The following is a 24100-nucleotide window of genomic DNA, read 5'->3' on the forward strand; positions in this document are numbered from 1 at the left end:
TTCTATGAAACTTCGAGTATTAACACTTGCGGCTATGTTTGCAGCACTATGCGCAGTCGGGGCATTTATTAAAGTTCCTGTCGGCATCGGAAGTGCTGCATTGGATACGGTGCCGGCGCTGATTTCAGCTTCCTTTCTGCCACCCGTTTATGCTGGTGCTGCATCGATAATAGGTCACTTATCATCCTCTTTATATGCAGGGTTTCCGTTAGGGCCATTGCATATAATTATAGCTGTGGAAATGTTTGTCATTTTATACGTATTCACAAAGCTGCACCAATCAGGGCATCACGTTTGGAAATGGATTTTCTTTATCTTTGCTAATAGTGTCCTTGCAACGCTACCATTTTACTGGATCATTTCACCGGCATTCTTTGCGGCAGCCCTCCCAGGTATCACACTTGCGACTATTTTAAATGCAGCAATCGCTATGATTGTCTCGCCAGTAGTGGAGCGAGTGATGAAACGTGTGAAAACTCATGCGTAATGCGAGCCGATTGCCCAATGGATTCGTATTAACGACAGATAACTCCGCAGGCATCGGAGAAAAAAAGAATGACGTAGTTTCAACGCCAGACGAAATAGTCTCTTATTTCGCAGCAAGAGTTGCATTACTAGAACAATGGGCAGCTGGTGCAAATCCACTGTCCATAGTAGTTCATAACTTTTCAGGTAGCCAAAGCTGGAATAAATATATTACTGGTATAGAAAAGCTATTTAACGAAATCGGTATAAATTGCCCCGAAATTACCGGCAGCAGTGAAACAAATATGGAAACACTGCAGTCAGCAATCGCTGTGACCATGCTAGGTGAAACCGTTACAGAAAAGAATAAAGATGTTCGCTGGTATGTATACGGCATGCCAAGTGTCGGGGAAGAAGTTATTAGGAATAGTGAAAAAATCGCAAACTTGAAAAAGATTAAGGAAGCAGTAAGTCTAGGATTAGTACATCAAGTATGGCCAGTTGGATCAACCGGAATTAAAAGCGAGTGCGAACGAATAGGCATAAATGCACATTTAGCAGAGTGGGATTTAGAGAAATCAGCAGGACCAGCTACCACAGTTTTACTTGGCATTGATAGGATGAAAGAAAACGAAGCAAAACTTCATTTTGGCCACTATTTTGAGACGATCTCTTGAGGAGATGGTCTTTTTCTTTTGGGTAGGTACTGCTACTTCGGCAAAATAGTTAGCAAATCATAGGTTACACGGATGATGAATACTGAAGTAACAAACCATTTGCGAAAAAAATTAAAAAATTCACATCTATCGGAATAAATAACTATTGACTGAATGCTCATTCAGTTTTAATATTGAATTACTTATATATTAGTTTACGAATCTAATGTATTATTCTATTCAAAGTATCATTTTACAACTCAGAGGGGGAGAAATAAGATGAATCCATTTTTAATTGCAAACTGGATACTGTTTATCGCAGTAGTTGTGTATGCTGTTGGATTGTTCGCATATTTGTTGAAAACAAGATATACGTATATCAAACTAGGAAAAAAAGTCGAATTTGAAGATAATGTGAAGGAAAGACTTCGCAAAATATGGGTGTATGTTTTTGGACAAAAGAAATTATTAAAAGATAAGAAGAGCGGAATTATGCACGTTATGTTCTTCTATGGCTTCTTATTAGTCCAAGCAGGAGCAATCGATTTTATTTGGAAAGGGTTAGCGCCAGGGTCTCATATTCCGCTTGGTCCATTATATCCAGCGTTTACTTTCTTCCAAGAAATTGTCACATTATTAATCTTAGTTGCCGTTGTATGGGCATTTTATCGCCGTTACGTAGAGAAATTAGTTCGCTTAAAACGAGGATGGAAAAATGGTTTAGTACTTATTTTCCTAAGTGGATTAATGCTTTCTGTTTTAATCGGGAATGGTATGGGGATGATTTGGCACGATCATAGTGCTACTTGGTCAGAACCAGTTGCATCAGCCATCGCTACTATTTTCGGTTTCTTACCACCGACAGCGGGAGCAGTAATTTTCTTTGCAATGTGGTGGGTGCATTTAATCATTCTATTAACATTCTTAGTGTATGTTCCACAATCTAAGCATTTCCACTTAATCACTGGACCTGCAAACGTTTACTTCCACCGTTTGGACAAAGTTGGTAGATTACGTCCGATTAATTTTGAAGAAGAAGAAAGCGAAGACCCAGAGGCAGAAGAAGAAATGCCTTCGTTCGGGGTAGGTCGCATTCAAGATTTTACGCAAGCACAGATGATCGACTTCTATGCATGTGTAGAATGTGGTCGTTGTACGAATATGTGTCCGGCAACTGGAACAGGGAAAATGCTGTCACCAATGGACTTGATCGTAAAGCTACGTGATCATTTAACATTTACGGGAGCAGTGGAAACGAAGAAAAAACCTTGGGTACCAGCACTAGCATTCCAAGGAACAAAAGGAAATCAGCTTGCGATGGCTGCTGGAGCAGAAGGCGCAATAATCGAAGACATTTATAGCCCATCTCTAATTGGAGATGTTATTACAGAAGAAGAAATTTGGGCTTGTACAACTTGCCGTAACTGTGAAGATCAATGTCCAGTTATGAACGAACATGTGGATAAAATTATTGACCTTCGCCGTTACTTAGTAATGACGGAAGGGAAAGTAAACCCTGATGCACAACGCGCAATGACTAACATTGAGCGTCAAGGAAATCCGTGGGGCCTTAACCGTAAAGAAAAAGAAAACTGGAGAGATGCTCGTCCGGAAATTCATATTCCAACAGTAAAAGAAGTATCGAAAGCTGGAGAAGAATTTGAATACCTATTCTGGGTAGGTTCGATGGGATCCTTCGATAGCCGATCGCAAAAAATTGCTCTGTCATTTGCACATTTGATGAACGAAGCGGGAGTTAAATTTGCGATACTTGGCAATAAAGAAAAGAACTCTGGGGATACACCACGTCGCTTAGGAAATGAGTTTTTATTCCAAGAGTTAGCTGGTTCAAATATCTCAGAATTTGAAAAAGCAGGGGTAACGAAGATTGTAACAATCGATCCTCATGCATATAATATCTTTAAAAATGAATACGGTGATTTTGGATGGAACGGAGAAGTTCTCCATCATACAGAGATGCTATATGACTTAGTGCAAGATGGTCGCTTGAAACCGCAATACGCAGTGGAAGAAACAATTACATTCCATGATTCTTGTTACTTAGGACGCTATAATGATGTATACGATGCACCACGTGAAGTATTAAAAGCTATTCCAGGTGTGAAGCTAGTTGAGATGGATCGTAATAGAGAAAATGGTATGTGTTGTGGAGCCGGTGGCGGACTAATGTGGATGGAAGAGCATGTTGGAAATCGTGTAAACGTAGCTCGTACAGAACAAGCACTAGAAGTAAATCCAACTATTATTTCTTCAGGATGTCCATATTGCTTAACAATGTTATCAGATGGAACGAAAGCTAAAGAAGTGGAAGAAACAGTAGGGACTTACGATATTGCTGAACTTCTAGAGAAATCGATATTTGGGGAATTTATTCCTCCGGTGGAAGAGGAAGAGTTAGAACAAATCGTTCAATAATGAGAAATGTGCAGACACCCCAGTACCACCCCTAAAAAGGGTTTGAGGAATGACGATAAATTTGTCCTATTCTTTATCTGTCATTCTGAAACGGCTCTTGGGGCTAGGCTAGATGCTGGAGTCTGAATAATACTATATTTATATTGCAAATAGTCTTATAGTTTCGTAAACTAATCTTAATCACGTTTTAAATGGTAGTAAAAGCCAGAATGGTTCACCTAATAGTCAGTGGGAGAAAAACAACACTGATGAATGTTTCACTTTATAGTAAGGGAGTAATTTGTTACTCCCTTTTTTCTTACAAATGAATCGAGCGAGCGTTCAGTCGTTTTTTTATTTTTGAGAAGTTGGAAGCGTATACAACAATAAGGGGTGTCTATATGACGAAAACAGTTATTTTGGATGGAGCACGTACAGCTTTTGGTAAATTTGGAGGAGCATTGAGTACTTTAACTGCTTCTGATCTTGGTGGAGTAGCTATTAAAGAAGCTCTAAATCGCTCTGGTATTGACCCTGAGCAAGTAGACGAAGTAATTATGGGGACTGTTTTACAAGCAGGCCAAGGACAGATTCCTTCTCGCCAAGCAGCAACTAAAGCTGGAATTCCTTGGTCTGTCAAAACGGAAACGATCAATAAAGTATGTGCCTCTGGAATGCGGAGTGTCACACTTGCCGATCAATTGATCCGCCTTGGTGACGAGGAAGTAATTGTCGCTGGTGGCATGGAATCGATGTCTAATGCACCATATTATTTACCAAAGGGCAGATTCGGCTTACGTATGGGAGATGCGACGATGGTTGATGGTATGGTTTACGACGGTTTATCTTGTTCGTTCCATCCTAAAAATGTTCATATGGGAACTTACGGTAACTCGACTGCAGATACGTTTGAGCTGTCTCGTGAAAAACAAGATGCTTGGTCGTTTAGAAGTCATGACCTGGCATTGAAGGCTATAGATAATGGGGTATTAGGAGAAGAAATTGTCTCCCTTGAGATTCCACAACGAAAAGGTGAGCCCGTCATCGTGAAAGAGGACGAATCGCCGCGCCGCAATACATCATTGGAATCATTAGCTACACTTAAGCCAGCTTTCGGTAAAGAAGGCACAATCACAGCAGGTAACGCACCTGGTATTAATGATGGGGCTTGTGCACTCGTATTAACAAGTGAGGAAAAAGCAATGTCACTTGGAAAAGAAGCACTTGCTTACGTTATCGGCCATGCAGAAGTAGCGATTGAACCGGAGAAATTCCCACAAACACCTGGATTAGTAATTAATAAAATCCTTGAGAAAACGGGTAAAACACTAGCGGAGATAGATCTATTCGAAATAAATGAAGCATTTGCAGCTGTTGCATTAGTAAGCAGTCAGCTAGCAGGATTAGACGAAGAAAAAGTAAATGTAAATGGTGGAGCAGTTGCACTTGGTCACCCAATAGGCGCATCAGGTGCGCGAATTATACTTACACTTGCGTATGAATTGAAGCGTCGTGGCGGTGGTATCGGAATCGCTGCAATTTGTTCCGGCGGCGGTCAAGGGGATGCAATCATGATCGAAGTTCCAAAAACAGGAGGCAGTGAAGCATGAATATCCAAAAAGTATTAGTAATCGGGGCAGGTCAGATGGGATCTGGAATTGCTCAAGTATGTGCACAAGCAGGATTTGACGTAAAACTAAATGATCGTGAACAACAATTTTACGATCGTGGTATCCAGACAATTACAAAAAACCTTTCTCGCAATGTAGAAAAAGGTCGGATGACGGAAGATGAAAAACAATCAGTACTAAATAAAATTACAATGTCCCTGTCTATTGAAGATGCTAACGATGTCGATTTAGTAATCGAAGCTGCAGTCGAAAACATGGAGATTAAGCAATCTATTTTCAAACAACTAGATGACATTACACCGGCGCATACAATTTTAGCAACAAATACTTCCTCGTTACCAATTACAGAAATAGCAGCTGCGACAAATCGCCCAGAGCAAGTTATTGGTATGCATTTCATGAATCCTGTTCCAGTGATGAAGCTAGTAGAAATCATCCGTGGACTCGCTACATCAGATGAAGTTTACACAGCGATTGAAGAAATGACGAAGAAACTAAGCAAAGTGCCAGTAGAAGTAAATGACTTTCCTGGATTCGTATCTAACCGTATTTTAATGCCAATGATTAACGAAGCAATCTACACACTTTACGAGGGTGTTGCAACGAAAGAAGCTATTGATGATGTGATGAAAATGGGCATGAATCACCCAATGGGACCCCTTCAACTGGCGGACTTTATCGGCTTGGACACTTGTCTTTATATTATGGAAATCTTACATGAAGGATTTGGAGACAGTAAGTACCGTCCCTGTCCGTTATTACGTAAATATGTGAAAGCCGGATGGCTAGGAAAGAAAACAGGCAGAGGATTCTACATCTACGAATAAAAGGGGCAACTAGAATGGAATTGAAATTTACAGAAGAACAACTGATGATGCGCAATATGGTGAGAGATTTTGCTAAAACAGAAATCGAACCTTTTATCGATAAGATGGAGCAAGGGGAGTTTCCTCGTGAAATTTTGAAGAAAATGGGAGAGCTCGGCTTAATGGGCATCACTGTTCCAGAACAATATGGTGGTTCGGAAATGGATTTTACAAGCTATGTAATTGCTATTAATGAGTTATCAAAAGTGAGTGCTGTAGTAGGGGTAATTCTATCCGTTCATACTTCAGTTGGCACGAATCCGATATTATATTTCGGTAACGAGCAACAAAAAAACAAATATATTCCGAAGCTTGCAACAGGTGAATATTTAGGTGCCTTTTGCTTAACGGAGCCATCTGCAGGATCGGATGCTGGAGCTTTGAAAACAAAAGCTGTCAAAAAAGATGATCACTATGTATTGAATGGCTCAAAAGTTTTTATTACAAATGGTGGAGAAGCAGACGTGAATATTGTTTTTGCTTCAACGGATCCTTCTCAAGGTTCGAGAGGTATTACGGCGTTTATTGTCGAAAAGGATACACCAGGATTTATCGTAGGGAAAGATGAACATAAAATGGGTCTCCATGGTTCTAGAACTGTTCAACTGACATTCGAAGATATGAAAATACCTGTAGAAAACAGACTTGGTGAAGAAGGAGAAGGCTTTAAAATCGCAATGGCCAATCTAAACACTGGGCGTATCGGTATTGCAACGCAGGCACTTGGGATTGCAGAAGCCGCTTTCGAAGCCGCTGTTGAGTACTCTAAAGAACGTGTACAATTCGGTAAACCAATTGTAGTAAACCAAGGAGTCGGATTTAAACTAGCTGACATGGGAACTGCTGTAGAAGCTGCTAGATTACTAGTCTATCGTGCAGCAAGTCTTCGTGAACAAGGACTTCCTTGTGGTAAAGAAGCATCGATGGCTAAACTATTTGCCTCAAAAACTGCAGTAGACGTGGCAATTGAAGCGGTGCAAGTATTCGGCGGATATGGTTATACAGAGGATTACCCGGTAGAACGCTACTTCCGTGATGCGAAAATCACGGAAATATACGAAGGTACAAGTGAAATTCAACGTATCGTAATTGCCAAACATCTAACGAATTAAAACTGTTATTTAAGAGCAATTCCGCTCTATACGAGAGCGAACTTCAGTCATACGCGAGTGGTTGGGAGCTATACGAGAGAATTCCCAAGCTAAACGATAGACTGTCAGCTGAACGAGAGAGATTTGGTTCTATACGAGTAAGAATTTCGGTCATACGAGAGAGGCCACAAGCTATACGAGAGACTCTCGCTGCTCCAACAAACTAAACTTAAAAAGGCGGGATTAACAATGAATTTCCAACTATCAGAAGAACATGAAATGATTCGTAAAATGGTAAGAGACTTTGCAGAAAAAGAAGTGGCACCAACTGCTGCTGAACGTGATGAAGAGGAACGCTTTGATCGTGGCATTTTCGATAAAATGGCTGAACTTGGCTTAACAGGAATTCCATGGCCGGAAGAATACGGTGGAATTGGTTCAGATTATCTTGCATACTGTATCGCAGTTGAAGAGCTATCACGTGTTTGTGCATCAACAGGTGTAACATTATCGGCCCATACTTCACTTGCGGGTTGGCCAATTTTCAAATATGGCAGTGAAGAGCAAAAACAAAAATATCTACGCCCAATGGCAGAAGGTACAAAAATCGGTGGATATGGTTTAACAGAAGCTGGTTCAGGTTCAGATGCGGGTGGTATGAAAACTACGGCAAAATTAGATGGCGACCATTATGTCTTAAACGGTTCTAAAATCTTTATTACAAACGGTGGAATTGCAGACATATATGTTGTCTTTGCAGTAACAGATCCAGAGTCGAAGCATAAAGGTACAAGTGCATTTATCGTAGAAGCAGACTTCCCAGGATTCTCTGTTGGGAAAAAAGAGAGAAAATTAGGGATCCGTTCTTCTCCAACGACAGAAATTATTTTTGATAATTGTCGTATTCCGAAAGAGAATCTTCTTGGGGAAGAGGGGCAAGGATTTATTATCGCTATGAAAACATTAGATGGAGGACGTAACGGAATTGCCGCTCAAGCTGTTGGTATTGCACAAGGGGCATTAGATGCATCAGTAACTTATGCAAAAGAACGTGTGCAATTTGGTAAACCAATCGTTGCAAACCAAGGGGTATCCTTCAAACTTGCAGATATGGCAACTTCTATCGTAGCATCTCGTTTGCTTACATATCAAGCTGCATGGTTAGAGTCAAATGGACTTTCATACGGTAAAGAATCGGCTATGGCGAAACTAATGGCTGGTGATACAGCGATGAAAGTAACAACAGAAGCTGTTCAAGTATTTGGTGGATATGGTTATACAAAAGATTATCCAGTAGAACGTTATATGCGTGATGCGAAAATTACACAAATTTATGAAGGTACGCAAGAAATTCAACGATTAGTTATTTCTCGTATGTTAACAAAGTAATCGATGTCTATGGAAAAGAAACATGAAGTAAAGACATCGGTGAAAGATGAGAATCTTATTGAAAAAAGAAGAGAGCAAATGATTCGTGCAGCTGTTACTTTATTCAAAGAAAAAGGATTTCACCGTGCAACTACGAGAGAAATAGCGAAAGAAGCTGGCTTCAGTATTGGGACTTTGTATGAATATATTCGTACAAAGGAGGACGTATTGTATCTGGTTTGTGACAGCATTTACAACGAAGTGCATAATCGCCTTTCACAAATTAACGCAGAGAATGGTACCATCGGCGATTTAAAAACTGCGATCCGTCACTACTATGGTGTGATTGACGATATGTCAGATGAATTCGTAGTTATGTATCAAGAATCCAAATCACTCCCAAAAGGGGCCTTGGAGTATGTACTAACAAAGGAATTAGAAATGGTCAAAATTTTTCACAAGATAATAACGGGCTGTATTCAGGCAGGGGAACTTGAATTAACCGACGCACAAGCACAACTGTATGCACATACTTTAGTCGTTCAAGGGCAAATGTGGGCATTTCGCAGATGGGCATTGCGCAAGGAATTTACAATCGAACAATTTACAGAACTACAAATGGAATTATTACTACATGGGATGAAATAAAAAAGCACGTTCAACATAACAAGGGGGAATATCAACATGTCTACGGTAGAAGTATATCGTCCAAAAAATCATGTACGTTTCGTTACAGCATCCAGTCTGTTTGATGGACATGATGCATCTATCAATATTATGCGCCGCATTCTACAAGCAAGCGGAGCAGAGGTTATCCATTTGGGACATAATCGCTCGGTAGAAGAGGTAGTAAATGCTGCCATTCAAGAGGATGTACAAGGAATCGCCATATCTTCCTATCAGGGAGGACATGTTGAGTATTTTAAATATATGAAAGACCTACTCGTCGAACGTGGAGCACCACATATTCGCATATACGGCGGGGGCGGCGGAGTAATTATTCCGAAAGAAATAAAAGAATTACAAGCGTACGGCATTTCCGGCATTTTCTCACCAGAGGATGGACGTAAATTAGGGCTTCAAGGAATGATCAATCAAATGCTTGTGGAATGTGATGTAGCAACAGAAGCAAAAGGTGTAAGTGAAGAAATTTCTAACGTTACGACAGAAAACCCAGAAGTTCTTGCACATCTAATCACTGTAGCGGAAGAAGCTCATCAAACACATAATGCGGAAGCAGTTCAAATGCTAGAGCAAGCAAAAGAATTATCTAAAAGCACTCCAGTACTAGGTATTACAGGTACGGGGGGAGCGGGTAAAAGTTCATTAACGGATGAATTAATTCGTCGTTTCCTACAAGAGCTTCCGGATAATAAAATTGCTGTCATATCTATTGACCCAACGAAGCAAAAAACAGGTGGAGCACTGCTAGGTGACCGTATTCGTATGAATGCAATATTCAACAAACGTGTATTTATGCGCAGCTTAGCTACTCGGGGTTCACGTACAGAATTATCAGGAGCGCTTGCAGATGTACTGGACGTTGTAAGAGTTGCTGGATACGACATGATTATTGTAGAGACAAGTGGAATCGGACAAGGGGATGCGGAAATTACAAATGTATCGGATGTCTCGATGTATGTAATGACTAGCGAGTTCGGAGCACCCTCTCAATTAGAGAAAATTGACATGATAGATTATGCAGATTTAATCGTGATTAATAAATTTGAACGTAAAGGCTCTGAAGACGCTCTTCGCCAAGTGCAAAAGCAGTATCAACGCAGCCGTGAACTTTGGCATGATGATTTAGATACGATGCCTGTATATGGAACTATTGCTAGTCAGTTCAATGACAAAGGAACGAATTCATTATTTGCGGCACTAGTTGCTACTATAAACGAAAAGACTGGTTCTACTTGGGAGACGTCGTACGATCAATTTGTGAAAACGCAAAAACAGAACGTCATTATACCAAATGAACGCCGTTACTACTTACGTGAAATTACAGATGCTGTTCGTGGATACCATCATAAGTCGGAAGAACAGGTTGGCTTTGCAAGAAGGCTGTTCCAGCTAGAAGGTGCAATCGAACAAGTGAAGGAAAAAGCGTCAGATGATGTCCTAGTTCAGTCTCTTGAATCATTAGCTGCAGGTGTTCGTGACGAACTGACGGCAGAATCTAAACGCATTTTAGAAAACTGGGCAGCTTTAAAAGAAGCTTATGCTGGAGACGAGTTTATCACAAAGGTTCGAGATAAAGAGATTCGCACGATTCTTCGTACGGAAAGCTTATCAGGAATTAAAATACCAAAAATAGTATTACCTAAATTCGTAGACTATGGGGAAATTTTACGTTGGGTGTATAAAGAAAACGTGCCGGGTTCATTCCCGTATACGGCAGGTGTTTTTCCGTTTAAACGAGAAGGGGAAGACCCGAAACGTCAATTTGCTGGAGAAGGAACACCGGAACGAACAAATCGTCGCTTCCACTATTTATCGAAAGATGATGATGCAAAACGTTTATCGACTGCGTTTGACTCAGTGACACTATACGGAGAAGACCCAGATCATCGTCCGGATATTTATGGGAAAGTTGGGGAGTCTGGTGTTAGTATTTGTACATTAGAGGATATGAAAAAGTTATATGATGGCTTTGACTTATGTGCACCTTCCACCTCGGTTTCGATGACGATAAATGGACCGGCTCCAATTATCCTTGCAATGTTCATGAATACCGCAATTGATCAACAAGTACGCCTGAAGGAAGAAGAACTAGGTCGCACCCTAACTGTTGAGGAGTTTACAGAAGTTAAAACTTCCACGTTACAGGTCGTTCGAGGAACTGTTCAAGCAGACATATTGAAAGAGGATCAGGGTCAAAATACATGTATCTTCTCTACGGAGTTTGCACTACGAATGATGGGAGATATTCAGCAATATTTTATTGACCAAAAGGTTCGTAACTATTATTCTGTCTCTATTTCGGGATATCATATTGCAGAAGCGGGAGCTAATCCGATTTCGCAACTAGCATTCACACTGTCAAATGGCTTTACCTATGTAGAATATTATTTAAGTCGTGGCATGAATATAGATGACTTTGCACCGAATTTATCGTTCTTCTTCTCGAACGGATTAGACCCAGAGTATACGGTTATTGGACGTGTTGCTCGTCGTATTTGGGCAGTTGTTATGCGTGACAAATATGGTGCAAATGAGCGTAGTCAAAAGTTGAAATACCACGTACAAACATCTGGTCGAAGCTTGCACGCTCAAGAAATCGACTTTAACGACATTCGTACAACATTACAAGCTCTGATGGCACTACAGGATAACTGTAATTCGCTACATACAAATGCTTATGATGAGGCCATTACAACTCCTACAGAAGAATCAGTTCGTCGTGCAATGGCGATTCAAATGATTATTACGAAGGAACATGGGCTTTCGAAAAATGAAAATCCTCTGCAAGGTGCTTTTATCGTAGAAGAAATGACAGACTTAGTAGAAGAAGCTGTTCTGTCTGAATTCGATCGTATTAATGATCGAGGTGGAGTGCTTGGAGCAATGGAAACACAATACCAACGTGGCAAAATTCAAGAAGAATCTATGCACTACGAGATGAAAAAGCATACCGGCGAGCTACCTATTATTGGGGTGAATACTTATTTAAATCCTAATCCTGCTTCTGACGAGGATATTAATAATATGGAAATCGCACGTGCAACGACAGAAGAAAAAGAGACGCAGATTACAAATTTACGAAATTTTCAACAAAAGAACGAAGCGGAGACAGAGGAAGCGCTTGCTCGGTTGAAGCAAGTTGCAGTTACTGGTGGCAATATTTTTGAAGAGTTAATGACCACTGTTCAAAAAGCAAGTCTTGGTCAAATTACACATGCCTTGTATGAAGTTGGGGGACAATATCGACGTAATATGTAAATGGATAGCACCCTGAAAAAATAATTTAGTGTTCCGATGATTATCGGAACACTTTTTTACTATTTTTTTGTATAATATACCTAGTAAGTAGTAAAGGAGAATTTGAATGAAAAAACCTGTTCACATTTTGATCATAATGATTCTTTTACTACTAACTTTTTTTCTATATAACAAACAACTAGCCTCTGTGCCACTTCTTTTAATATCATTTTACTTGTTTACAATTGTAGGATGTAAAATTTCTCTTTTCAAAAAGAATAAATGAATGTAGCATATAACATACTTGTGTGTATATAATGAAAAGTATGCAAACGAAACATAGAAAGGACGTGCACGATTTGAAATTTCGTGAAATGACAATAACACAACTACAAGAAGAATCGTTAATCGATCTAGCATTTGCGATTTTAGAAGATAAAAAGAACTCATTAACTTTAAAGGAATTATTTGATGAGATTCAACATTATAATGGATTAACAGATGAGGAAATGGCTTCTCGTAAACCTCAATTCTATACAGATATGAATATTGACGGGCGCTTTTTAGCAATTGCTGAAAACCAATGGGGCCTTAGAGAATGGTATCCAGTAGAACAAATTGAAGAAGAATCAGCTCCTACAGTAAAAGTTCGTAAGAAGAAAGATAAAGTAAAAGATAATGAATTAGACGATTTAGATGAGGATGAAATTATCTTCGAAGAAGAATTTGATGAGTTCGTAGAAGATGACGATGATGACGACGACGATGAGGATGATCCAGTGATCGAGTTTGTCGGAGCAGAGATCGATGAAGTAATTGAAGAAGACTTGATTGATGAAGACGATGATGAGTTTGAGATTGATGAGGACTTAGACGAAGAAGACGAAGAAGAGGAAGAATAATTCTTGACTTATTTTCTTATGCGCTATAAGATTTTATTGGGCTCTTTTTAAAAGAGACATTACTCATGTGCATATGCGCTCCCCTGCAACGAAGCAGGCGGAGCGCTTTTTGTTATTGCTTTACTCTTATTTATTTTGAGTGTTTTAGGCATACTGAAATAAGAAAATGTTCCCATCATATGTGGTGGCGAGCTAGATATTACATTAGGAGGAACACATAATGACTAAATTTATATTTGTTACTGGTGGGGTTGTATCCTCACTTGGAAAAGGGATTACGGCTGCTTCACTAGGTCGTTTATTAAAAAATAGAGGTCTAAACGTAACGATCCAAAAATTCGATCCTTACATCAACTTAGATCCTGGTACAATGAGTCCATATCAACACGGAGAGGTTTTCGTTACAGATGATGGGGCAGAAACAGATTTAGATTTAGGACACTACGAGCGTTTTATCGACATTAACTTGAACAAATACTCGAATATCACAACAGGTAAGGTCTACTCATCTGTCCTAAGAAAAGAACGTCGTGGCGATTATAATGGTGGGACAGTTCAAGTAATTCCACATATTACTAATGAAATCAAAGATCGTTTGTTTTTAGCTGCAAAAGAAACACATGCAGATATCGTTATTACAGAGATCGGTGGAACAGTAGGAGATATCGAATCTCTTCCATTCCTAGAAACAATTCGTCAAATGAAACGTGATGTGGGTAGCGATAACGTAATGTATATTCACTGTACTTTAGTACCATTCATTAAAGCTGCTGGAGAAATGAAAACAAAACCAACACAGCATAGTGTAAAAGAATTACGTAGCCTAGGTATTCAACCAAATGTAATAGTACTTCGTTCAGAAATGCCAGTTCCTCAAGATATGAAAGATAAAATTGGCCTTTTCTGTGACATCAGACCAGAGGAAGTAATCGAATGTATCGATGCAGATTCTCTATATGAAATTCCGTTAAATTTACAAGCACAACATTTAGACCAAATTGTAGTAGATCATTTCAAACTTCAAACTCCTGAAGCAGATATGACAGATTGGATTGGCTTAGTGGACCAAGTAAAATCATTGTCGAAAAAAGTTCGTATTGGTTTAGTAGGTAAATACGTAGAACTTCAAGATGCATACATTTCAGTAGTGGAAGCGATGAAACATGCTGGCTACAAATTTGATGCTGACGTAGAAGTGAAATGGGTAAATGCAGAAGAAGTAAATGAAGAAAATGTTGCTGAAATTCTTGCTGATGTAGATGGAATCCTTGTCCCTGGTGGATTTGGAGACCGTGGTGTAGAAGGTAAAATTTCCGCTACTAAATTTGCACGTGAGAACAATGTACCATTCTTAGGTATTTGTTTAGGTATGCAATTAGCAACAGTAGAATTTGCCCGTTCTATTTTAGAACTTGAAGGTGCTCATTCTACAGAGCTAGATCCAACAACACAGCATTCTATTATTGATTTATTGCCAGAGCAAAAAGACGTAGAAGACCTTGGTGGAACCCTTCGTTTAGGATTATATCCATGTAAGTTAACACCAGGTTCAAAAGCACATCAAGCATACGGAGAAGAACTAGTATACGAACGCCACCGTCACCGTTACGAGTTCAATAACGAGTACCGCGAGCAATTCGAAGCAGCAGGATTCGTCTTCTCTGGTACAAGCCCGGATGGTCGTCTAATCGAAATCATCGAGCTACCAGATCACCCATTCTTCGTAGCTTCTCAGTTCCACCCGGAATTTGTGTCACGTCCACAACGTCCACAACCATTGTTCCGCGACTTCATCAAAGCAGCCGTTGGTGAATAAGAAATGTGGAAGACGCCGTTTAGCTGCGAAAAGCGCTGGAAGACTTGAAAGAAAAGGCGTCATTTGCCTTTACTAAGAGTCTGAAGCGATCGAGCAGCTGGCGTCTGGAACTGGACAAGAAATAAGAAAAGCGAAAGCGCGTAAATAAGGAAGTCAGTCTTAATTCGCGACATCGTGTCGCAACGACTGACTAACCCACGTCATGTGGGCCTCCGAAAAGCGCTGAAGCGATCGAGCAGTTGGCGTCTGTAACTGGACCATCTAGAAAAGTGAAAGCACTAACCACAAAAAAGGATTACTCATGCGATATAGCATAAGTAATCCTTTTCTACTTAGTGGAATAACTATTTAATAATATCCTACATGGGTGTGCCTTCCTATAACAGCCGACTTGACAGAAATGACGATCTTGCATGATGGAAAACTTGGGTAGTCGTCAGCTGTAATAGATTAAATGGGAAATAATTCAAAACAACTAAAGGATAATCTCTTTAGGCATTTATATAAACTATTCACCGACTAGCATTTCATTTACCTGCATTTTCACTGCTTCATATACAAATAATCCAGCTAGTGCATGTGGGAGCACAGTGCGGCCTCCGTCTTCAGTAGGTAGTAGTCCTTTCGAGAGTTTAGTGGATATATATGTATAGGCAAGTTCAGCTAGCATATTAGCTTCACTTACTGGTTCTGCTGCTAATGCACTGAAAGGTATAAACTCGTCATTCAACTTTTTAGCTAACTTCAAAGCTTCTTCGTCTTCACAGGAACGAGTAAGAATCCAAACCCGGTCTGCACTTGTCAGCTTTATTTCAGGTGACCAAACTTGCATAGATGGAAAAGGTTCGGCTGCAAACTGTGCATTAATGGAAATACTTTTCATTTCTCCAAAAGTGGCGAAAAAAACTGTTCCTTCTCTAGCAGCTGCCTGGGCAAGCAAACGAGCAGTTTCCTCCATATTTTCTTCCTCTGAGCCGGCAATTCTTTGTAATAAACCAGAAAGTTGTGTAGTTAACATCTTCATTAATATTCACCTCTTCTTTATTATAATGCATATGGCGTTTTTTAAAATATATAGTTATGGGTAATAAATCAGGTTAATATGGAAAAATTTTAAATAAAAAGAGGGAATGACGCAACTAATATCGTATAATACAGATAGGGGATAAATAAAGAAGGGGTTTGCATGTTATGAAACATATCTTAATAGTAGATGATCAGTTAGGAATACGATTATTATTGAAAGAAGTGTTTGCCCAAGAAGGGTACAAAGTCAGTTTAGCTGCAAATGGATATGAGGCATTAGAAATTTTGAAGGAACACAAAATCGATGGTGTTTTACTCGATATGAAAATCCCAGGTATGGATGGAATTCAAATTTTGAAGTTAATCAAAGAACAATGGAGTGATATCCCGGTCATGATGATGACAGCATACGGCGAATTGAATTTCATAGAGGAATCAAAGAGGTTAGGTGCATCTCTCTACTTTACTAAGCCATTCGATGTATTTGAACTAAGAGATTCTGTGAATAATCTCCTGAAATAAGTTGGAACAGCAGGCAGTGGAAAACATCGCCTGTTTTTGTTATGATGTAAAAGAAAAGTGGTAGATACCATTTAAAACTATTATATAGTTCTGTTAATAGTATTGCGTAAGTATATATTTTTTCAGGCGATTGGTATCTCCGTTTAAAGAATAAGAAACAAAGATAATATGGAGAGTAAAAGCAAATAGAGGAGGTCCATTTCAATGGCTTTAGTTTCGATGAAAGAAATGCTGGAAAAAGGGAAAAAAGAAGGATATGCAGTAGGGCAATTTAACATTAATAATTTAGAGTTCACACAAGCAATCCTGTTAGCAGCTGAGGAAGAAAAATCTCCAGTAATTTTAGGAGTATCTGAGGGTGCAGCAAAATATATGGGTGGTTTCATTGCAGTCGTATATATGGTTAAAGGACTAATGGAATCTTATAAAATTTCCGTTCCAGTGGCAATTCATTTAGACCACGGTTCTAGCTTTGAAAAATGTAAAGAAGCAATTGATGCAGGATTTACTTCTGTAATGATTGATGCTTCTCATCATCCGTTTGAAGAAAATGTAGAAACTACAATTAAAGTTGTAGAATATGCACATGCTCGCAACGTATCTGTAGAAGCTGAACTGGGAACAGTTGGTGGACAAGAGGATGATATTATTGCTGAAGGAGTTATCTATGCAGACCCTGCTGAATGTGCAGAACTTGTGAAACGTACAGCAATCGATTGTTTAGCTCCAGCTCTAGGTTCTGTTCATGGACCATACAAAGGTGAACCAAACTTAGGCTTCAAAGAAATGGAAGAAATCTCGAAACTTGCAGACCTGCCACTTGTTTTACACGGTGGAACTGGTATACCAACACATGATATTACACGTTCTATTTCACTTGGAACTGCAAAAATCAATGTAAATACAGAAAATCAAATTGCTGCTACTAAAGCTATTCGTGATTTCTTTGCTGCTGACACAGAGCAATATGATCCACGTAAATATTTGACGCCTGCACGTGATGCGATTAAAGCAACAGTAATCGGTAAAATGCGCGAGTTTGGAAGCTCAAATAAAGCTTAATAATAATTAGAAAAATAGCTACAAGGGAGAAGTGTTCAATGAACCTTCTCCTGTTTTTCCATCATGAGGAGGATATTATTCATATGAAATTTTTTATCGATACTGCCAATTTTGACGAAATAAAAGAAGCACACGCTTGGGGGATTCTATCAGGAGTTACAACGAATCCATCTCTAGTTGCAAAAGAAAATATCTCATTCCACGATCGCCTTCGTGAAATTACTGCGTTAGTAGACGGATCAGTTAGTGCAGAAGTAATTGCACTAGATGCAGAAGGAATGATTAAAGAAGGTAGAGAACTTGCTGCCATAGCACCAAACATTACTGTAAAGTTACCAATGACTCCAGAAGGTCTGAAAGCATGTTCAGTATTCCGTTCAGAAGGCATTAAAACGAATGTTACGCTTATTTTCAGTGCAAACCAAGCATTATTAGCAGCACGTGCTGGGGCAACATATGTATCTCCATTTTTAGGTCGCCTAGACGATATCGGTCATGATGGTATGGAACTGATTGCGAAAATTGCTCAGATATTTGATATTCATAATATCGACACTGAAATTATTGCAGCTTCTATTAGACATCCTCAACATATTACAGATGCAGCTTTAAACGGTGCACATATTTCAACAACACCTATTAAAGTATTGAAACAATTATTCAATCATCCTTTAACTGACAAAGGAATTGAAGGATTTCTAGCGGATTGGAACAATCGTAAAAGCGAGTAACAAGACGAGGGAGAACTGTATGGAAGTTTATAAAATAAAAGGGGGACAACGCCTTCAAGGAACTATTAAAGTAAGTGGGGCAAAAAATAGTGCAGTTGCACTTATTCCTGCTTCTTTATTGGCGAATTCCCCTGTAACTATTGAAGGATTACCAGAGATTTCGGACGTTTTAACACTAAAAGAAATTTTAGAGGAAGTAGGAGCTAAAGTAACATTTGAAAATGGAACAATGACGATTGATCCGACAAATGTTGTGGATATGCCTCTACCAAATGGCAACATCAAAAAACTACGTGCATCTTATTACTTAATGGGTGCCTTACTTGGACGATTCAACAAAGCAGCAATTGGTTTACCTGGTGGGTGCCACTTAGGGCCACGACCTATTGATCAGCATATTAAGGGGTTTGAGGCTTTAGGTACATCAGTATCCAATGAACATGGTGCGATTTATTTGCGTGCACAAAACTTAGTTGGCGCGAAAATCTATTTAGATGTTGTAAGTGTAGGTGCTACTATTAATATTATGTTAGCAGCCGTTAAAGCAAAAGGCCGTACAATCATTGAAAACGCAGCAAAAGAACCGGAAATTATTGACGTTGCAACATTATTATCTAATATGGGTGCGAACATCAAGGGTGCAGGTACAAATGTCATCCGAATTGACGGTGTTGATGAATTACATGGTACAAAGCACACGATTATTCCAGATCGTATTGAAGCTGGCACATTTATGATTATGGCCGCAGTCGCTGGAGATGGTGTGACAATTGATAATGTAATTCCCTTTCACGTAGAGGCATTAACTGCAAAGCTTCGTGAAATGGGTGTGAAGGTGGAAGAATATGAGGAGAAGATTGTCATTCCGAAAGTGGAAACAATCTTACCTGTAGACGTAAAAACTTTGGTATATCCAGGTTTTCCAACCGACCTACAACAACCTTTTTCTGTATTGATGACCCAAGCTACTGGCACATCTGTTATTACAGATACTATTTACTCCGCTCGATTTAAGCAAATCGATGAGTTACGTAGGATGAATGCAAATGGACGTGTGGATGGAAGAACGGCAATTATTACAGGACCGGTAAAATTACAAGCAGCTACTGTTCGTGCAAGTGATCTTCGTGCTGGAGCAGCGCTTGTACTTGCAGGTTTAATTGCTGATGGTGAAACGGAAATTCAGGATATATTCCATATAGAACGTGGTTATAGCTCATTAGTAGATAAGCTTCAAGGACTTGGAGCGAATATTAGACGAGTAGAAATAAAAGAAATAGAAGTAAATAACGATTAATACTCTACTAGCAGTGTGGTTTATTTGATATTTGAAAATTATATTGTTATTTGTCTAGCCTCTCGAGTAGCTTAAGAACTGCAAATAAAGGCAAAGAACGCCTTCATTTCAGTTCTCCCAGCTCTCATCAGGACTGACATAGGCATTTATTATTTTCTTAATATCAAATTTGACAAATATGCTACAATGAGACAGGAAGAAAAGCAATTTGGAATTTCTGATATTGCAAAACTGGAGGCTTATATTATTATGGAACGTAGTTTATCAATGGAATTGGTTCGAGTAACAGAAGCAGCAGCAATCGCATCTGCACGTTGGATGGGGCGAGGGTTAAAAAATGAAGCGGATGATGCAGCAACAACTGCGATGCGTACAGTTTTTGACACGATTCCTATGGAAGGCGTAGTTGTAATCGGAGAAGGAGAGATGGACGAAGCACCGATGTTGTATATTGGTGAAAAACTTGGTCTTGGAAGCGACGGTCCTCACGTTGACATCGCAGTAGATCCTTTAGAAGGTACAAATATCGTAGCTTCAGGTGGTTGGAATGCACTTGCGGTACTTGCAGTTGCCGATCGTGGAAACTTACTTCATGCTCCAGATATGTACATGGATAAACTTGCCGTAGGACCTGAATCTGTAGGTCTAGTGGATATTAATGCATCAGTTTTAGATAATTTAAAAGCAGTTGCTCGTGCAAAAAATAAAAACATTGAAGATGTTGTGGCTACTATTTTAGGTCGTCCTCGTCATCAAAAAATTATTGATGAAATCAGAGCAGCTGGTGCACGTATAAAACTAATTACAGATGGTGACGTTGCAGGAGCTATTAATACTGCGTTTGATGATACAGGTGTAGATATTTTATTCGGTATGGGTGGTGCTCCAGAAGGAGTTATCGCTGCTGTTGGATTAAAATGTTTAGGTGGAGAAATCCAAGGGAAACTTATTCCTCAAGACGAAGCAGAGCTTGAGCGTTGCATCAAAATGGGATTAGACGTAAACAAAATTTTACGTATGGAAGACTTAGTTAAAGGCGATGACGCTATTTTCGCTGCTACAGGAGTGACAGATGGAGAACTACTTCGTGGAGTACAATTTAAAGGTGCCTTCAGTTCAACGCATTCCATCGTTATGCGTGCAAAATCAGGTACAGTTCGATTTGTCGAAGGTCGTCACAGTCTTAACAAAAAACCAAACCTAGTTCTATAAAGAAATTTGAAAGCACCTTTTTGGGGAAGTCAGTCTAAGTTCGCGACATCGTGTCGAAACGACTGACTGACCCACATCCTGTGGGCCTCCGAAAAGCGCTGGAAGACTTGCCATAAAGGCGTAGTTTGCCTTTTGTGCAAGTCTGAAGCGACCGCGAGGGGCTAGGTGCTGGAGCTAGACAGAAAAGAAATGCGAAAGCACCTACGTAAGCCCCGAAAAGCGCTGGAAGAATTGTCATAAAGGCGTAGTTTGCCTTTTGTGCAAGTCTGAAGCGACCTCGAGGGGCTAGGTGCTGGAGCTAGACAGATCTTGATTAGTAAGTTTATACTTTCTTAGTCTATAAAAAAGAACTTTCCTTTATGTTTTACCCGGCGACCAATCTCTGGCGTCGGGTAACCTCTTATAAAACTTCTTTCTCAATATCTCAAAATAGTAAAACAATAAAAAACAATAAAGAGTGGTGCATTCCATATGACACAAACAACAATTAATGAGTTAGAAAACATGACTCTGAAAGAACTATATACACTTGCGCGAAAATTTAAAGTAGCCGCATATAGCAAACTTTCAAAAAAAGAACTTATTTTTGCAATCTTAAAATCTCGTGCGGAACAAGAAGGATTTTTCTTCATGGAAGGCGTACTTGAAATTATTCAACAAGAGGGCTTCGGTTTCTTGCGCCCGATTAACTATTCGCCTAGTTCAGAGGATATTTACATCTCCGCTTCTCAAATAAGAAGGTTTGACCTTCGTAACGGAGACAAAGTAACAGGAAAAGTGCGACCACCAAAAGAAAGTGAACGTTATTATGGCCTGTTACATGTTGAATTGGTCAACGGGGAAGACCCTGAAGTAGCAAAGGAAAGAGTTCATTTTCCAGGACTAACCGCTTTATATCCTGATCGTCATATCAAATTAGAAACGGATCCTGAGAAACTATCGACTCGTATCATGGACTTGGTAGCACCAGTTGGTTATGGTCAACGTGGATTAATAGTAGCGCCACCAAAAGCTGGTAAAACATTACTTATTAAAGAAATTGCTAACGCAATAACTACGAATCATCCAAATGCGGAACTAATTGTTTTATTAATAGATGAGCGTCCAGAAGAAGTAACTGATATTGAGCGTTCGGTTAAAGCAGATGTAGTGAGTTCTACATTTGATGAAGTTCCAGAAAATCATGTAAAAGTGGCTGAACTTGTACTGGAAAGAGCAATGCGATTAGTTGAACATAAACGCGACGTTATTATTTTGATGGATTCAATTACTCGTTTAGCTCGTGCTTACAACTTAGTTATTCCACCAAGCGGTCGTACACTATCAGGTGGTATTGATCCTGCTGCTTTCCATCGTCCAAAACGATTTTTCGGAGCAGCTCGTAATATCGAAGAAGGTGGCAGTTTAACAATTCTTGCCACGGCATTAGTCGATACGGGATCCAGAATGGACGAAGTAATCTATGAGGAATTTAAGGGAACTGGTAACTTAGAACTTCACTTAGACAGAAGCCTTGCAGAGCGTCGTATCTTCCCAGCGATCGATATTCGTCGTTCAGGAACAAGAAAAGAAGAATTACTTATACCGAAAGAGCAGTTGGACAAACTTTGGGCGATACGTAAAACCTTCTCGGATTCATCTGATTTTGGAGAACGCTTCTTAAGAAAGCTTCGCCAAACCAAAACAAATGAAGGATTCTTCGAACAACTTGCTGTAGAAATGAAAGCGCATAAAAGTGGTAAAGTTTCACTATAAAAAGTAATTACTAAAAACAAATATAAACTAAACATTTGCATTAAACGCCTATAGATGGTATTATATTTAACGTAACATCACAATTTTCTGCTACATATGCGATTGACAACAATCGGATCGTGTAAGGTATCAGTATCATAACCAACTCTGTTCCAGATGGTTCAGGGCGAGAGGAGAGATAGAGATGAAAGCAGGAATTCATCCCGATTACAAAGAAGCTACAGTATCATGTTCATGTGGTAACACATTCACAACTGGTTCTGTAAAAAATGACATTAAAGTCGAGTTCTGTAACGAATGTCACCCATTTTACACTGGGCGTCAAAAATTCGCAGCAGCTGATGGCCGTGTGGATCGCTTCAACAAAAAATACGGCATTAAAGAAGAAATTTCAGAAGACCAAGAAAACTAATATTGAAGTACCTGTAGAGCATTTTGCTTTGCAGGTATTTTTATTTTAAGGCAAATATGGTTTCCGTTAACAGTTCACGTATGATATAAATAAGATAGAAAATACATAGCACACAAGGAGACAAATTATGGCGCAATTATTTTACAAACACGGAGCGATGAATAGTGGAAAATCAATAGAGATATTAAAAGTTGCTCATAATTATGAGGAACAGGACAAACCTGTTTTAATATTTACACCAGGAATAGATACACGTGACGAAGTCGGTCATGTTTCTAGTAGAATTGGCTTGAAAAGAAAGGCAACAGCTATTTATGATGAAACTAATCTATTTGAATTAGTTCAGGCAGAATCTATAAAGCCTTACTGTGTGTTAATCGATGAAGTTCAGTTTTTAACAAAGGAACATGTTCTGCAACTAACGAAAATAGTAGACGATTTAGATATTCCAGTAATGGGCTTCGGACTAAAAAATGATTTCCAAAATGAACTTTTTGAGGGAAGTCGTTATATGCTAATTTACGCAGACAAAATTGAAGAGATGAAAACTATCTGCTGGTTCTGTCATAAAAAAGCAATCATGAATCTACGAGTTGATGACCAAAGAAAACCTGTCTACACTGGCGAACAAATTCAAATAGGCGGTAATGACTCCTACTACCCAGTATGCAGAAAATGCCACGCCAATCCACCACTATAAGCTACTGAAAATCCACTTCATTAAATTCTATGAAGTGGAATTTTAAAGAATGAAAAGAAAATGATATGTCCTAAGCTAGTGTTACAGGTGAATTTAAGAATTAAATGTGCCGCCGATTTCTGTTACAGGTGGACGCTTTCCGTGGGGTGAGCGATGAGCTATCACCGTCGCTAGCGCGTCGTTGTGATATCTCATCTGTCTCACTCATCCCACTGGAGTCGCCACCTTCCACTACAATCAATATAATGTGTA

General features: G+C 39.4%; 20 protein-coding genes. 19 read left to right on the forward strand and 1 reads right to left on the reverse strand.

Going from position 1 to position 24100, the window contains the following annotated elements:
• Window positions 1-4: 4 nt before the first annotated feature.
• From MKX39_RS03000 to MKX39_RS03050, 11 genes are all read left to right on the forward strand, one after another.
• A complete protein-coding gene (locus MKX39_RS03000; RefSeq protein ID WP_340768224.1) occupies window positions 5-487 on the forward strand; it encodes an ECF transporter S component in 483 nt (160 codons plus the stop codon).
• A complete protein-coding gene (locus MKX39_RS03005) occupies window positions 480-1142 on the forward strand; it encodes a hypothetical protein (protein WP_340768225.1) in 663 nt (220 codons plus the stop codon). Before MKX39_RS03000 ends, MKX39_RS03005 begins: the two co-directional genes overlap by 8 nt.
• 258 nt (window positions 1143-1400) lie before the next feature.
• Complete coding sequence (locus MKX39_RS03010; protein WP_340768226.1) at window positions 1401-3557, forward strand: (Fe-S)-binding protein; 2157 nt, start codon at window positions 1401-1403, stop codon at window positions 3555-3557.
• 380 nt (window positions 3558-3937) lie between these two features.
• Complete coding sequence (locus tag MKX39_RS03015; RefSeq protein WP_093535791.1) at window positions 3938-5146, forward strand: acetyl-CoA C-acetyltransferase; 1209 nt, start codon at window positions 3938-3940, stop codon at window positions 5144-5146.
• The gene (locus tag MKX39_RS03020; protein WP_340768227.1) at window positions 5143-5994 is read left to right on the forward strand and encodes a 3-hydroxybutyryl-CoA dehydrogenase; all 852 of its coding nucleotides are present in this window, start codon (window positions 5143-5145) and stop codon (window positions 5992-5994) included. Before MKX39_RS03015 ends, MKX39_RS03020 begins: the two co-directional genes overlap by 4 nt.
• A 14-nt stretch (window positions 5995-6008) precedes the next feature.
• Window positions 6009-7145, forward strand: coding sequence for an acyl-CoA dehydrogenase (locus MKX39_RS03025; RefSeq protein ID WP_340768228.1), 1137 nt, complete (start codon window positions 6009-6011; stop codon window positions 7143-7145).
• 228 nt (window positions 7146-7373) lie between these two features.
• Entirely contained in the window at window positions 7374-8513 is a 1140-nt protein-coding gene (locus MKX39_RS03030; protein ID WP_340768229.1) for an acyl-CoA dehydrogenase, read from the forward strand.
• Between the two features lie 9 nt (window positions 8514-8522).
• A complete protein-coding gene (locus MKX39_RS03035) occupies window positions 8523-9140 on the forward strand; it encodes a TetR/AcrR family transcriptional regulator (RefSeq protein WP_340761464.1) in 618 nt (205 codons plus the stop codon).
• A gap of 36 nt (window positions 9141-9176) precedes the next feature.
• Window positions 9177-12434: a fused isobutyryl-CoA mutase/GTPase IcmF gene (gene icmF / locus MKX39_RS03040; RefSeq protein ID WP_340768230.1), complete on the forward strand. Its 3258-nt coding sequence runs from the start codon at window positions 9177-9179 to the stop codon at window positions 12432-12434.
• 338 nt (window positions 12435-12772) lie between these two features.
• Window positions 12773-13315 carry a DNA-directed RNA polymerase subunit delta gene (gene rpoE / locus MKX39_RS03045; RefSeq protein ID WP_175496206.1) on the forward strand — a complete coding sequence of 181 codons (543 nt, stop codon included), beginning with the start codon at window positions 12773-12775 and terminating at the stop codon, window positions 13313-13315.
• Between the two features lie 220 nt (window positions 13316-13535).
• Complete coding sequence (locus MKX39_RS03050) at window positions 13536-15131, forward strand: CTP synthase (RefSeq protein WP_340768231.1); 1596 nt, start codon at window positions 13536-13538, stop codon at window positions 15129-15131.
• Window positions 15132-15639: 508 nt separating this feature from the next.
• On the opposite strand, the gene MKX39_RS03055 is transcribed toward MKX39_RS03050, so the two are convergent.
• Complete coding sequence (locus MKX39_RS03055) at window positions 15640-16155, reverse strand: DUF2529 family protein (protein WP_340768232.1); 516 nt, start codon at window positions 16153-16155, stop codon at window positions 15640-15642.
• Between the two features lie 167 nt (window positions 16156-16322).
• Between MKX39_RS03055 and MKX39_RS03060 the strand changes: the two genes are divergently transcribed.
• The 8 genes from MKX39_RS03060 (at window position 16323) to MKX39_RS03095 (ending at window position 23848) form a co-directional block, all read left to right on the forward strand.
• Window positions 16323-16679, forward strand: coding sequence for a response regulator (locus MKX39_RS03060; RefSeq protein ID WP_340768233.1), 357 nt, complete (start codon window positions 16323-16325; stop codon window positions 16677-16679).
• Between the two features lie 204 nt (window positions 16680-16883).
• Window positions 16884-17741: a class II fructose-bisphosphate aldolase gene (locus MKX39_RS03065; RefSeq protein ID WP_093535773.1), complete on the forward strand. Its 858-nt coding sequence runs from the start codon at window positions 16884-16886 to the stop codon at window positions 17739-17741.
• Between the two features lie 83 nt (window positions 17742-17824).
• Window positions 17825-18472 carry a fructose-6-phosphate aldolase gene (gene fsa, locus MKX39_RS03070; RefSeq protein ID WP_090565661.1) on the forward strand — a complete coding sequence of 216 codons (648 nt, stop codon included), beginning with the start codon at window positions 17825-17827 and terminating at the stop codon, window positions 18470-18472.
• A 19-nt stretch (window positions 18473-18491) separates the two neighbouring features.
• On the forward strand, window positions 18492-19769 hold the full coding sequence (locus MKX39_RS03075; protein WP_340761472.1) for a UDP-N-acetylglucosamine 1-carboxyvinyltransferase: 1278 nt from the start codon (window positions 18492-18494) through the stop codon (window positions 19767-19769).
• A 249-nt stretch (window positions 19770-20018) separates the two neighbouring features.
• Complete coding sequence (gene glpX / locus MKX39_RS03080; protein WP_093535769.1) at window positions 20019-20981, forward strand: class II fructose-bisphosphatase; 963 nt, start codon at window positions 20019-20021, stop codon at window positions 20979-20981.
• 471 nt (window positions 20982-21452) lie between these two features.
• Complete coding sequence (rho, locus tag MKX39_RS03085; RefSeq protein WP_093535767.1) at window positions 21453-22736, forward strand: transcription termination factor Rho; 1284 nt, start codon at window positions 21453-21455, stop codon at window positions 22734-22736.
• 184 nt (window positions 22737-22920) lie between these two features.
• Window positions 22921-23148: a 50S ribosomal protein L31 gene (gene rpmE, locus MKX39_RS03090; RefSeq protein WP_093535765.1), complete on the forward strand. Its 228-nt coding sequence runs from the start codon at window positions 22921-22923 to the stop codon at window positions 23146-23148.
• 127 nt (window positions 23149-23275) lie between these two features.
• The gene (locus MKX39_RS03095) at window positions 23276-23848 is read left to right on the forward strand and encodes a thymidine kinase (protein ID WP_093535763.1); all 573 of its coding nucleotides are present in this window, start codon (window positions 23276-23278) and stop codon (window positions 23846-23848) included.
• Window positions 23849-24100 lie beyond the last annotated feature (252 nt).

The organism is Psychrobacillus sp. FSL K6-1464 (assembly GCF_038003145.1).
Taxonomy (GTDB): Bacteria; Bacillota; Bacilli; order Bacillales_A; family Planococcaceae; genus Psychrobacillus; species Psychrobacillus psychrotolerans.